The 13,623-nt window shown below is 54.4% G+C and carries 11 protein-coding genes; 3 read left to right on the forward strand and 8 right to left on the reverse strand.

What is annotated here, in order from left to right; genetic code table 11:
• Positions 1-128: 128 nt before the first annotated feature.
• The 3 genes from luxS to DVA43_RS23560 all read left to right on the forward strand — a co-directional run bounded on the left by luxS (position 129) and on the right by DVA43_RS23560 (position 3,960).
• Entirely contained in the window at positions 129-644 is a 516-nt protein-coding gene (luxS, locus tag DVA43_RS23550) for an S-ribosylhomocysteine lyase (protein ID WP_103822661.1), read from the forward strand.
• A 239-nt stretch (positions 645-883) separates the two neighbouring features.
• Complete coding sequence (locus DVA43_RS23555) at positions 884-1,252, forward strand: hypothetical protein (protein WP_146052340.1); 369 nt, start codon at positions 884-886, stop codon at positions 1,250-1,252.
• Positions 1,249-3,960 (forward strand): FKBP-type peptidyl-prolyl cis-trans isomerase N-terminal domain-containing protein, encoded by a 2,712-nt coding sequence (locus tag DVA43_RS23560; RefSeq protein WP_114316940.1) that lies wholly within the window; start codon positions 1,249-1,251, stop codon positions 3,958-3,960. Before DVA43_RS23555 ends, DVA43_RS23560 begins: the two co-directional genes overlap by 4 nt.
• A gap of 65 nt (positions 3,961-4,025) precedes the next feature.
• Here the strand turns inward: DVA43_RS23560 and emrB are convergent, their stop codons facing one another.
• The 8 genes from emrB to nrdF all read right to left on the reverse strand — a co-directional run bounded on the left by emrB (position 4,026) and on the right by nrdF (position 13,618).
• A complete protein-coding gene (gene emrB, locus DVA43_RS23565; protein ID WP_114316941.1) occupies positions 4,026-5,573 on the reverse strand; it encodes a multidrug efflux MFS transporter permease subunit EmrB in 1,548 nt (515 codons plus the stop codon).
• Between the two features lie 16 nt (positions 5,574-5,589).
• Positions 5,590-6,762: a multidrug efflux MFS transporter periplasmic adaptor subunit EmrA gene (gene emrA, locus DVA43_RS23570; protein ID WP_114316942.1), complete on the reverse strand. Its 1,173-nt coding sequence runs from the start codon at positions 6,760-6,762 to the stop codon at positions 5,590-5,592.
• A gap of 124 nt (positions 6,763-6,886) precedes the next feature.
• Entirely contained in the window at positions 6,887-7,417 is a 531-nt protein-coding gene (gene mprA / locus DVA43_RS23575) for a transcriptional repressor MprA (RefSeq protein ID WP_039029994.1), read from the reverse strand.
• 309 nt (positions 7,418-7,726) lie between these two features.
• A complete protein-coding gene (locus tag DVA43_RS23585; RefSeq protein WP_114316944.1) occupies positions 7,727-8,911 on the reverse strand; it encodes an MFS transporter in 1,185 nt (394 codons plus the stop codon).
• A 135-nt stretch (positions 8,912-9,046) separates the two neighbouring features.
• Complete coding sequence (gene proX / locus DVA43_RS23590; protein WP_114316945.1) at positions 9,047-10,042, reverse strand: glycine betaine/L-proline ABC transporter substrate-binding protein ProX; 996 nt, start codon at positions 10,040-10,042, stop codon at positions 9,047-9,049.
• Between the two features lie 9 nt (positions 10,043-10,051).
• The gene (gene proW, locus DVA43_RS23595; protein WP_114316946.1) at positions 10,052-11,122 is read right to left on the reverse strand and encodes a glycine betaine/L-proline ABC transporter permease ProW; all 1,071 of its coding nucleotides are present in this window, start codon (positions 11,120-11,122) and stop codon (positions 10,052-10,054) included.
• A complete protein-coding gene (proV, locus tag DVA43_RS23600) occupies positions 11,115-12,317 on the reverse strand; it encodes a glycine betaine/L-proline ABC transporter ATP-binding protein ProV (protein WP_114316947.1) in 1,203 nt (400 codons plus the stop codon). The genes proW and proV overlap by 8 nt, the downstream gene beginning before the upstream one ends.
• A 341-nt stretch (positions 12,318-12,658) precedes the next feature.
• On the reverse strand, positions 12,659-13,618 hold the full coding sequence (nrdF, locus tag DVA43_RS23605) for a class 1b ribonucleoside-diphosphate reductase subunit beta (protein WP_114316948.1): 960 nt from the start codon (positions 13,616-13,618) through the stop codon (positions 12,659-12,661).
• Between the last annotated feature and the right edge of the window lie 5 nt (positions 13,619-13,623).

Below are 13,623 nucleotides of genomic sequence, written 5' to 3' on the forward strand. Positions count from 1 at the left end.
TGTGGCCAAAATAACATCTCTGAAGAACAGGGATGATGATAACAAATGCGCGTCTTTCATATACTCAGACTCGCGTTGAATTGAAGAGTTCATTATTTTTAAAAAAAAATCACTATCGGAGGTGACGTATGCCGTTATTAGATAGCTTTACTGTCGACCATACCCGTATGGAAGCACCTGCTGTACGCGTTGCGAAGACCATGCATACCCCGCACGGCGATACGATCACGGTATTCGACCTGCGTTTCTGCGTACCGAATAAAGAAGTGATGCCGGAAAAAGGCATTCACACTCTGGAGCACCTGTTTGCCGGTTTCATGCGCGATCACCTGAACGGTAACGGCGTTGAGATCATCGATATTTCGCCTATGGGTTGTCGTACCGGGTTCTACATGAGCCTGATTGGGGTGCCGGAAGAGACCCGCGTTGCTGAGGCCTGGAAAGCGGCGATGGCTGACGTGCTGAAGGTGAAAGAGCAGAACCAGATCCCGGAACTCAACGTTTACCAGTGCGGCACATATCAGATGCACTCTCTGGAAGAAGCACAGGATATTGCCCGCCACATTCTTGAGCGTGACGTTCGCGTTAACAGCAACGACGAACTGGCGCTGCCAAAAGAGAAGCTGCAGGAACTGCACATCTAGTTCATTACCCGGCTCTCAACAAAGCGTGAGCTGGGTAATTTTACTCCCTTCTGCCTTGTTTATTTATAAATTCCTAAAAAATTATCTCTCGTTGTGCATCCCTCTCTTTGTGACTATTATTGCAGCCAACGCATGATGGTTAATTATATATTATATCTATGGATGATGTATTAATACGCATTCATTGTAATTATGGGTGCGTTGATATTTCATGGAATAGATAAAAATCAGAGGGATTTATGAAAGTTTATTTGACAGGTGCCGCCATCCTTTTTTCTACTCTTTTTTTGTCTGCATGCGGATCTGGAAGCGTTACGACGCCTATCGCGAAAGCACCTGCTGAACGTAAGCAGGAAGTGCAATGCTATCAGGAGTTTTCCGCGTTACAGAAGCTCGACCCCGTAGCCTATGAATCCTACCGTAAGCAATTCGATAATATTAATAAAAACTATAAAATTTACGAATCGAATAAATCCCTGGTGGATGGTAATGCTTCGGAGGTTATGCTCACCGAAATTAATAAAAAATTATCGCTGGTATGCGTAAGGATTCGTAATACGGTCTATACCAACATGATGAACCGTGCTAATGAAATGAATAAGTTATGAATAAATTCTTTAGCGCAGCACTGTACTGCGGATTGTTATTATCAGGCGGAAAGGCGCTTGCAGTTGGTACGGATTTATTAAAGCGTCTGGATGATGAAAAAATTATCGGCCAGGAGAAAACTAACCCCTTTATTGCCTCTGAAACCGCTGCAACTCCCCAGAAGGCGGCAGTGGATCTTCCCCAATCGCAGGCGAGTAAGCCTGCTGATCCGGTACCCCGTGCCAGTGCCGTTAAAAGTGACAAGGCTGCCGGGATAGACCCGGCAAAAATTACGCGTCTTAACGACGCGCTTCGCCAGGCCAACTCCACCATTACCGCGTTAAATAAACAGCTAAGTGTTTTAGAAAGAGAGAAAGCCTCTCTGGAACAGGCGGTTGCCCATGAAAAGGATCGCGTTGCGGAAAAGGAGCAGGCTCTCGCCCGGCTTAAACCGCAACCGGATGGCAGTGCGCAAAAACTTGCTGTCGAAAGCCTCATTGCGGCATTGCCAACGTCTGCTGACATCGAGAAACAAAAAAACGCGGAACTGGCGGAACAACTGCGTAAAGCCGACGCGCAGCATGCCGCGCTGACCAAACAGCTGGCCGACCTGCAGGCGCAGAAGAATGCGCTGGATACCCAGCTGGCCTCTCTTAAAACTCACTCTGAAAAAAGCACTGTCCTGACGGGGGAGATCGATGCCCTGAAAGCTCAGCTGTCCACACAGAACCAGCAAAAAACCGCGCTGGAAAAGCGGCTGGCCGAGCTTGAGAAAGAGTTCAACAGTGAAAAGGCGAAATTCGCCATTACGCAAAGCCAGCTCGAAGATACTAAAAAAGTCCTCGCCTCTCAGGAGTCACTGCTGGCAACGCAAAAAAGCAGCGCCGGAAGTGAGAAAGAGAAGCTCACTAAAGAGCTGACCGATCTGCAGGCGCAAAAAAAGGCGCTGGAAACCCAACTTACCGCGCTGAAGGCTGCCGATGAAAAGAGCGCCGCGCTGACCAAACAGCTGGCCGATCTGCAGGCGCAGAAGAGTGCGCTGGATACCCAGCTGGCCTCTCTTAAAACTCACTCTGAAAAGAGCACTGTCCTGACGGGTGAGATCGATGCCCTGAAAACTCAGCTGTCCACACAGAACCAGCAAAAAACCGTGCTGGAAAAGCGGCTGGCCGAGCTTGAGAAAGAGTTCAACAGTGAGAAGGCGAAATCCGCCATCGCGCAGAGCCAGCTTGAAGATACCAAAAAAGTCCTGGCTTCTCACGAGTCACTGCTGGCAATGCAAAAAAGCAATGCCGGGAGCGAGAAAGAGAAGCTCACTAAAGAGCTGACCGATCTGCAAACGCAGAAGAAAGCGCTGGAAACTCAACTGGCGACACTGAAACAGGCCATTGATAAAAATGCGACGCTCACAAAAGAGCTGACCGATCTGCAGGCGCAAAAAAAGGCGCTGGAAAGCCAACTTGCCGCGCTGAAGACCGCCGATGAAAAGAGCGCCGCGCTGGCCAAAGAGTTGAGCGATCTGAAGACGCAGAAAAAGGCGCTGGAAACGGAGCTGATTGCGTTGAAAGAGACGCGTGAGAAAAATGCCGTCCTGACCAAACAGCTCGCAGAACTGCAGGCGCAGCGGCAAGTGCTGGATGCGCAGCTGGCTACCCTTAAAGCGAGCGGTGATAAAAGCACCGGTGTGGTCAAAGAGCTCGACACGTTAAAAGCGCAGCTATCGGCACTGAACCTGCAAAAAGCGACGCTGGAAACCCGTCTGGCCGAGCAGGAAAAGCAGTTCAGCAGTGAAAAAACGAAGTCCGATATTGTGCTGAAGCAGCTTGAAGATGCTAAAAAAGTTATCGCTTCTCAGGAATCCCTGCTCTCTTTACATAAAAGCAATACGGGCATTGAGAAAGAGAAAAGCAGCGCGCAGCTGGCGACCGCAGGTAAAGAGACCGCGGAACTGAAAAAGCAGCTGGCAGAGCTACAGAGGCAAAACGCCTCGCTTGAGGAGAAATATAAAACGCAGAATAGCTCTCTTACAGCGCTGACGGCCGAAAACCAGAAGTTAAAGGAGACTCAGGCTAAGGCTGGAAAAGACGTTGCGCCTGTGCAGCAGGTGAAGATTGATAAGACGGCGTCAAAAGATACGAAGACCAGCTACGCAATCGGTGCATGGTATGGTGATGCGGCAGAGCGTGAGAAAGCCAAGCTGGACGGTCTGAGTAAAAAACTCGATCTTAACGCCTTTATGCAGGGCTTTAACGATAAGGTGACTAACAAGCTACAGCTGGCAGAAGCCACGCTTTCGAAAGAGCTGACGTCACTGGATCAGTTACAGAAAAAACAGTTTGTCGCAACGCAAAGTGAAAATGAAAAGCAGAGTAAAGCGATCATGACAAAAGCGGCGAATGAGAAGGGGGCTAAGCGACTACCTGATGGCGCTGTCTACAGGGTGATTAAAAAAGGTGAAGCTCCCCTGATCAACGACAAAAATGAAATCATGACCGAAATCGATGAAGTGCTCGGTACCGGTAAAGTCATGTCCAAGAATGAAATTCGTGCCAGTCGGGTGAAAGATTTACCGCCGCTGTTCCAGACGGTAGTGAAAAAGCTGGGCCTGGGCGGAGAGGCAAAAATCCATATCCCGGCGAAGCAGGCGTATGGTGAGTCGGGTGTCCCCGGTTTTGTACCGCCAGGTACAGTCTCGATCATCACGATTAAAATTATTGGGATTAAGTAGCCGTAACCGCGGCCATAAAAAAACGGATCTGCATGCAGATCCGTTTTTCTTTTCAGGCAAACACGTCAGTGGGCGCCGCCCCCTCCGCCACCCGCCCCAAACGGCGGTTTGGCAAACCAGATCAGCCCCAGTAACACAATGAACACACCTGCCGACAGCCAGAAGATCTCGTTAGCCGAAATTATCAGCCCCTGGGCGGTGATCTGCTGTGCTATCCACCCGGATGCCTGTTGCTCGGTCATGCCCATTCCCTGTAGCTGGCTGTACATCTCCTGCGCCTGCGGATTGAACACGTTCACCGACTCGGTCAGTTGAGCATGGTGCAACGACTCCCGGTTGGTCCACATGGTCGTCGTCATCGAGGTGCCGATAGAGCCCGCCAGCGTACGCATAAAGTTCGACAGGCTGGACGCCGCTGCCATCCTTTCTGGCGGCAGACCGGAGAGGGTGATGGTGGTCAGTGGCATAAAGAAGCAGGCCACTGCAAACCCCTGGATGAACTGCGGCCACGCGGAGGCGCCAAAGTCCATGCCCGGTTCAAAGGTATAGGCGCGCCAGTAGAAGCACACCGCATACATGATGAAGCTGAAGGTCACCAGGCGTCGCATATCCAGCTTATGGGCGAAGCGGCCGATGATCGGCGACAGCAGGACCGGGATCACCCCGACCGGCGCCGACGCCAGCCCTGCCCAGGTGGCGGTATATCCGTACACCTCCTGCAACAGCTGCGGCAGCAGAACAATGGCGCCGAAGTAAAGCATGTAGGCGAGGCTGATACACAAACAACCTATAGTGAAGTTGCGTGATTTAAATAGCGACAAATCGACTATCGGGTTGTCGTCCGTCAGCTCCCACACAATCAGGAAGCTGAGCGCCACCACCGCCACAACAGTCAGAACGATGATCTCCTGCGAGGCGAACCAGTCCAGCTCTTTCCCGCGGTCGAGCATGATCTGCAGGCTACCGATGCCCAGCACCAGTAGCGCCAGCCCCACGCCATCAATCCGCCGCTGTTCAGTGCGGGTTTCGCGGCCACGCAGCGACTGCAGGGTCAGCAGTACCACCAGGGCGCCAATCGGCACGTTGATAAAGAAGATCCAGCCCCAGTGATAGTTATCGCTGATATAACCGCCCAGAATCGGGCCGCAGATCGGGGCGACAATCACCGTCATCGACCACAGCGCCAGCGCAATGGAGCGCTTGGCAGGCGGATAGTTGTTCAGGAGCAGACTTTGCGACAGCGGGATCAGCGGCCCGGCCACAATCCCCTGGATCACGCGGAAGAAGATGAGCATGGTCAGGCTGCTGGAGACGCCACATGCCCAGGAGGCCAGCACGAAGGCGATCGTTGACCAGAGGAACAGTTTCACTTCCCCGACACGCTTTGCCAGCCAGCCGGTAATCGGGATGGAGATCGCATTCGCCACCCCGAATGAGGTGATTACCCATGTCCCCTGGCTCAGGGATGAGCCAAGGTTCCCGGCGATGGTCGGGATCGCCACGTTCGCGATGGTGGAGTCCAGCACCTGCATGAATGTCGCCAGCGAAAGCGCAATGGTCATGATGACCAGCTGCGCCCCTTCCAACGGTTTTTGCGGTTTTTGCTGCTGCATAACGCTCACCTTCGGATTAACCGGCGTTTGCCTTCACGATCTCATCGATCAGTTTATTCACCGGCTCAAGGCTGATCTCGCGGGCATTACTTTCGTAGGCCGGGTTCGAACGTGCCTGGTTTGCCAGCATCTGGCCGTCACGGTTGGAGGTGTCCACCGTCACCAGCGTGGAGAGGCCAATACGCAGCGGATGGTCCGCCAGCTGTTTCTCATCCAGCTCGATACGCACCGGCAGACGCTGAACCACTTTGATCCAGTTCCCGGTGGCGTTTTGCGCAGGCAGCAGCGAGAAGGCGCTGCCGGTCCCCATATCCAGCCCCACCACTTTACCGGTGTACTTCACGTCGTCGCCGTAGATGTCACTGACGACCGTGGCGGTCTGGCCGATACGCATATGCGCCAGCTGGGTCTCTTTGAAGTTGGCGTCAGTCCACAGCTTGGTTGCCGGCACCACCGCCATCAGCGGGGTGGAGGAGGTGATCTGCGCGCCAGGCTGCACGGAACGACGGGAAACGTAGCCGGTCATCGGGCTGACGATTTTGGTACGCTGCAGTGCCAGCCAGGCGTTACGGACTTCGGTCGCCGCCTGTTTTACCGCCGGTTGTTGATCGAGCGTGGTATTCAGCACGATCGCCTGATTGGCGTTATATTGCTGAAGGGCCACATCCAGCTGAGCCTGCGCGCTGGCGACCGCGTCACGGGCGTGTTGCAGCTCTTCGCGGCCAATCAGGTTGGCCGAACCCAGCGGGACGCGACGATTGAGGTCGCTCTGGGCCTGGGCGAGGGCGGTTTTCTGCACGTCAATATTGGCCTGCAGCTGTTTGCTGTTGATCATCAGCTGGCGGGTCTGACGTACGCTTGACGCCAGCTCAGTCTGCGCTTTTTCAAACGCCTGCTGGGCATCGGTCGGATCGAGCGTCACCAGCACGTCACCTTTTTGCACAAAGTCGGTATTGTCAGCCCAGACTTTCGTCACGCTGCCCGACACCTGCGCCATAATCTGAACCTGGTTCCCTGCCACATACGCGTCATCCGTCTCTTCACTATGACGCAGTACTAAAAACCAATAGATCCCATATGCCACGGCAATGATAATAAAGAGCAAGGTCAGCAGCAGAAGGGCGCGCTTGCGTTTGCCTTTCTTGTTGACCGGTTGCTGCGGGGTTGTGTTCTCCGCATTTGCGCTCATGTTGTTCTCCACGATCTTATTATTTCACATCGGCTGAGCCGACCTGTTATCAGAAAGGCCAGCACGATGAGATGCTGGCCTGACGGTTTTCTTATTAATCTGGATTTTGGAGCGTGTCGTCGCGTTAGCGCAGCGCCTCAAGAACAGCGCCATCTTCATCCATCTGGTCCAGACGGGTGAGCAGCTTACGGGTGATATGCTCGAGCTGATCTTTCTCTGCGTTACTTAAAGACGACCAGAGTTGATGCAGGCAGTTGTGCTGAGGTGGGAGTACCTCGCGCAGGAATTCGTGACCTTTCTCGGTCAGTTGCAGGTGCAGACAACGGCGGTCGTTGTCACTTTCGCGGCGCTCAATCCAGCCACGTTTTTCAAGCTCATCGGCAATACGGGTCGCATTGGTACGGGACGAACCCAGCGCGCAACTCAGCTCCGAAGGCTGAATGCTGTGATTTTCCTGAGACTCCAGCGTAATCAACGCCATAAATAACGTCTCGTTAATCCCTTGAGCTTTCAGCATTTTATTGCGATTTTCCAGCAGTTTACCCTGCATGTGCATGCAGAGACGCGTTAACAGGATCTCCTGATAAGGGAAATCTGCATAGCGACTGGCGCGAAATTTAAGCATTTGTTCAATGGGCGTAAACGAACTATCCATTTGGGCATAACCTCATTAATTACAGCCGATATAGTAACGACAGTGACAAATAATGTAAATGAATTATTTGTGCAGATAAAATCCGCAAGACGAATTTCACTGTCATCAAGAGCCGGGTTGATCCGTGACCCGGTAAGCACAGAAAAGAGGGGGTAACGCTGGCAAAACGGGGATGGGTCATCAGGCGTAAGCTATTCATGCGGTATTCTAATATATTACCCACATAAAAATTTTCGGTATAAATGATTGCGTACCTTAACAGACTGAGGGGCTCCTTAACACCCTGAGAGCCCCAAACTTATGTAAACCTTATTGAATAGCCTCCTGACGGTGATAACCGCGCCACCAGACCAGCAGGTTAAGCAGCGCCATCACCGACCCGACCGCACACACGCCCGTCCAGCCGGCATGCTGCCACGCCGAGGCCGAAATGAGCGACCCGGCCGCACCGCCGATAAAGTAGCTGGTCATATACCCGGCCGTCAGGCGATTACGGGCATCCGGCTTGACGCGGTAAATCACGGTCTGGTTGGTGATATGCACCCCCTGCACGGTCAGGTCGAGCACGAGGATGCCGACAATCAGCGCCAGCACCGAGACATGTCCGTACCAGATTGCTGCCCAGGAGAGCAGCAGCATCACCAGACCGACGGTGGTGGTGAGGTGCGATTTGCCCTTGTCCGCCAGGCCACCCGCAGGACGCGCCCCCAGCGCACCGGCAGCCCCGGCCAGACCAAACAGACCGATCACCCCTTCGGAATAGTTAAACGGCGGAGAGGCCAGCAGGAAGGCCATCGAGGTCCAGAGGATGCTGAAGTTGGCGAAGGTGAAACAGCCCAGCAACGCCCGGGTACGCAGCAGTTTATCCTTTATGAACAGGCTAAAGACGGAGCCCAGCAGCTGCGGATAGTTGAGATGGGTTTCTGACTTCACCTTTGGCAGGCCGCGCCACAGCGCCAGCGCCATTACCACCATCAGCACCGAGGCGACCCAGTACACGGTGCGCCAGCCGCCGATACCCGCCAGTAAGCCCGCAACGGTACGCGCCAGTAAAATCCCCAGCAGCAGGCCGCTCATAATGGTGCCCACCACCTTACCGCGTTTTTCCGGCGAGGCGAGGGTGGCGGCGAGCGGCACCAGTATCTGCGCCACTACCGAGAAAAGACCGGTCAGGGCGGTGCCGAGGATCATCATGCTCAGCGACTGGCTGGAGGCGGTGATCAACATCCCGCCCGCGGCCAGCAGCGTCATAGAGACAATCATCGCCCGGCGTTCAAACATATCCCCCAGCGGGACGAGGAACAGCAGACCAACGGCGTACCCCAGCTGGGCGGCGGTAACGATAAAACCGGCCGAGCTTGCCGAGAGCGAGAAGTTGCGGGCGATGGTTTCCAGCAGGGGTTGCGCATAGTAATTGCTGGCGACCGCCAGACCGGTTGCCACTGACATCAGCAGAATAAGCGCGGGGCTAAGCCCTTGAGTTGTTTTTGTCATTTGGTTTCGAAATCATTAGTTAAGTGATTATTTTCTCGTAAACCATAATAACGGATGAAGTGAGGAGGCGGGGAGTTGTTGAGTGATGGATCGTGCGGTCTGCTCCCCTCTCCGGAAGAGGGGAGCAGAGTAGCGTTACTTCTGTGCCGCCAGGGCTTCATTTACCCATGCATCAAACTGCTGCTGGTGGGCTTTGATCCAGCCATCGATATGGCCCTGTACATCGGCCTCAGATGACTTGCCGGCATGCATCATCGCGTTCTGGGCGTTGATGTCCGCCAGCGGCAGCTTCATGACCGAGAACAGCTTCGCCGCCGCCGGGTTTTTCTCAGCCCAGGCTTTGTTGGCCACAATGTGCATGGTATTCACCGGGAAGCCGTAGTTCATGCCGTTAGGCAGTTTGGTGTCGATATCCTTCTGCTCGCCGGGCAGGGAGGAGAACGGCACCTGCAACCAGACCACATCTTTACCCGGCTTCAGCACGTCGCTCACCCAGTATGGCGTCCAGGTGTAATAGATGACCGGCTTACCCTCTTTAAAGCGGGCAATGGTGTCCGCCATCATCGCCGAGTAATTCCCGTGACTGACGTCCACGGTTTTCGCCAGGTCGAAGGCTTTGTTCTGGTGGTTAATCACCGCTTCGCAGCCCCAGCCCGGCGAGCAGCCCATCATGTCGGCTTTGCCGTCCCCGTTGGTATCGAACAGCTTCGCAATCTTCGGATCTTTCAGCTGCTCAATATTGGTGATGTGGTACTGGTCGGCGGTTTTCTTGTCGATCAGGTAACCCTGAGCCGCACCGGAGACAAAGGTCCCTTCACGGTAGAACTTTTTGTCGCCGCCCGCGGCGGTGTACATGTCGTCATGCAGCGGCTGCCAGTTGACGGCGGTAAAGGTGGCATCCCCCGAGGCAATGGAGGTATAGCCGACGTTGTAATCCACTTCGCTGGGTTTATTAACCGTATAGCCCAGCTTCTCCAGCGCCCGGCTGACCAGCCCGGTCTGGAATGACTCTTCGGAGATGGTGCTCTGGACCGGTTGCACGGTAATACCGGTGCCCGGCAGGTCGGCAGCGAATGCGCTGGTAGAGGCAAGGGTGGCAAACGCTGTGGCAAAAAGTACGCTATGTCGCATCGTTGTTCCTTATTTAGACGTTGTGAATGGGCGGGTAAGCAACCCGACAGGGCCGGTGGTATACCAGCGACGGTTGCCGCGACTGCGTGCATCACGACCGACAGCCTGGGTCAGGCGGTCAAGGATAATGGCGAGGATCACGATCCCGACGCCACCGACGGTGGCCAGCCCCATATCGAGACGACCAATCCCGCGCAGCACCATCTGACCCAGACCGCCCACGGCGATCATCGAGGCGATCACCACCATCGACAGGGCCAGCATCAGGGTCTGGTTTACGCCCGCCATAATGGTGGGCATCGCCAGCGGCAGCTGAACTTTAAACAGCATCTGACGCGGACTGGCGCCAAACGAACGCGAGGCTTCGATCAGATCCGCCGGGACCTGGTTGATGCCCAGAATGGTCAGACGCACAATCGGCGGCAGGGCGAAGATAATGGTCACCACCACGCCCGGCACGTTGCCGATGCCGAACAGCATCACGATAGGCACCAGGTAGACAAACGCCGGGGTGGTCTGCATCGCATCCAGCAGCGGGCGGATAATTTTCGCCGCCCGCGGGCTGCGCGCCAGCCAGATCCCCATCGGCAGGCCGATCACCACGCAGAAGAGCAGGGCGGTCAGCACCAGCGCCAGGGTGATCATCGCCTGGGACCACGCGCCAATGGCGCCGATGGCGATGAGCGAGATCAGCGTGGCGATCCCCATTCCCGCGCTGCCAAACTGCCAGGCAATCAGCGAGAAAAGCACGATGGCGACCGGAGCGGGCATCCCCAGCATCAGCTGCTGGAAGCCGTTGAGGATGTAGTCCACCGGGACGCGGATCCCCTGGAACACAGGGCGGAAGTGGGTCACCACCCAGTCGATCCCCTCCGTCACCCAGCGGTCGAGCGGGATCAAGGTTTTATGGAACGGATCCATAATATTGAAATGTTCTGGTTCCGGCGCCGGAGCGCTGGTCAGCCAGTCAGCGCCACCGCCGTCGGTGGGCGCTGGCGTAGAAGAACCCCACGCGTCAGCAGATTGCGCCGCGCTGTCCGCCGCCTCTGTAGTACCCCACGGGTTAGATTGATCAGCCATTGTTTGCCCCCTCGCGATCTAAAGCCTGCAGCAGCATGCGTTTTGAAATGATGCCGACGTACTGTTGTTCGTCTCCAATTACCGGCACCGCACAGGGGGCCTGGCCAACGTGGGAGAGCAACTCGCTGAGCGGCGTTTCCGCGTCCACGGCAAGTGGCGCGTCGATTAACGCCGCATCGATCCCCTGACCTTCGCCAAGGGCGGTTTTCAGGGAGTCGATGGAGACAACACCGACAAATTTATTCCCGCGTTCAACCAGATAACCGTATTCCCGGTCTTCATCCTGCAGCAGCTTCAGCGCCGAACGCGGGCCAAACCCTGGTGTTTTACGGATAATGCCGTTTGGCGTGCGGCGGGCAATATCTTTGGCGCTAAATACCTGGCTAATATCCACGCCACGGAAGAAGGTGCGGACATAATCATTTGCCGGATTATTCAGAATTTCGTCCGGCGTTCCCACCTGCACCACTTCGCCATTTTGCATAATGGCAATACGATCGCCAATTCGCATGGCTTCATCGAGGTCATGGGAAATAAAGACAATGGTGCGCTGATGTCGGGATTGCAGTTTTACCAGCTCGTCCTGCATCTCGGTACGAATTAATGGATCGAGGGCCGAGAAGGCTTCGTCCATTAATAATATATCGGGGTTGATCGCTAATGCGCGGGCTAATCCCACGCGCTGGCGCATCCCGCCGGAAAGTTCATCCGGATATGCGTGGGCGTAATTTTCCAGCCCCACCTGACGCAGCGCATCCAGCGCTTTTTCCTGGCGCTCATTGGCCGGTATGCCGGCTAATTCCATGCCGAAAGCAGTGTTATTTAACACCGTCATATGCGGCATCAGGGCGAACGACTGAAACACCATCGCGATCTTTTTTCTGCGCACCTCGCGGAGCTCGGCGTCTGATATTTTGGCGATATCGACGCCGTCAATCAGCACCTGTCCGCGGGTGGGTTCAATCAGGCGATTGAGAAGGCGAACCATAGTGGATTTACCCGAACCGGATAATCCCATGATGACAAATATCTCGCCTTCTTCAATGGCCAGACTGGCGTCTTTAACGCCAAGCGATAGCCCGGTTTTTTCCAGAATTTGTTCTTTTGAGAGACCTTTTTCAATATATTTGAAAGCCCTCTGCGGGTGCTCGCCAAATACTTTGTAGAGGTTTTTAACTTCTAATTTAATTGCCATGCAATAAAGAATGTCCCGTTATTTATTTAAATCGATAGCGTTACCAGTGAAATAATAAGCAGGCCATACCCTAACATACTCAGAATCTGAGACAACCCTTGCGGCGCTTGTGGCATGAATTTTGCCGTGGTTTGCACGCAGGCAATATCGCTCAATTTCCCATGAGATAAGGGCTGAGCGGGAAATGAATTTTTTTGAGATTTTTACCGTGCGGATGGGAAATTTCGCCTGAATCGATGTGATTCAGGCGAATATGACCGGAGAATTACAGCGTAGATCACGAAGAGATATTTGTCAGACATTAAGTGATATATTTCGCATTGAAAACCGATTTATTTCACTTAAAAATCCCAGTCCAGGTCTTCTGTCTCCACCGTTTTTCCCATGACATAGGACGATCCCGACCCGGAGAAAAAATCATGGTTTTCGTCACCATTCGGCGAGAGCGCGGCGAGGATCGCCGGGTTTACCTCCGCCATTTCCGGCGGGAAGAGCGCCTCGTAGCCGAGGTTCATCAGCGCTTTGTTGGCGTTGTAACAGAGGAACGCTTTCACATCCTCCTCCCAGCCCGTTCCGGCATAGAGCTCGTCGGTATAGTTCAGCTCGTTATCATACAGATCCATCAGCAGATCCAGCGCAAAACCTTTCAACGCCTCGCGTTCGGCCTCGCTAACTTTCTCCAGCCCTTTCTGATACTTATAGCCAATATAATATCCATGTACGGCCTCATCCCGGATGATTAGCCGAATCAGATCCGCAGTATTGGTGAGCTTGCCCCGGCTCGACCAGTACATCGGCAGCCAGAAACCGGAGTAGAAGAGAAACGACTCCAGAAAGACACTGGCGATCTTCTTCTTCAGCGGTTCGTCGGCGCGGTAATGTTCCAGTACCCGCTGGGCTTTACGCTGCAACGTAACGCTCTCTTCGCTCCAGCGGTACGCGGCATCCACATCTTTGGTCTGACAAAGCGTCGAGAAAATGGAGCTGTAGGAGCGGGCATGCACCGCCTCCATAAAGCTGATATTCGACATCACCGCCTCTTCGTGCGGGGTCAGCGCATCGTCAATCAGCGCCGGTGCGCCCACCGTATTCTGCACCGTGTCGAGCAGCGTCAGGCCGGTAAAGACGCGGATAGTGAGCTGCTGCTCTTCTTGGCTTAAGGTCTGCCACGCCGGAACGTCGTTCGACAGCGGCACCTTTTCCGGTAGCCAGAAGTTACTGGTCAGGCGGTTCCATACCTCCAGATCTTTGTCATCTTCAATCTTGTTCCAGTTAATGGCGTGAACCCGGGACAGTTTCATGCTCT

It is taken from the genome of Leclercia sp. W6, assembly GCF_003336345.1.
GTDB lineage: Bacteria > Pseudomonadota > Gammaproteobacteria > Enterobacterales > Enterobacteriaceae > Enterobacter.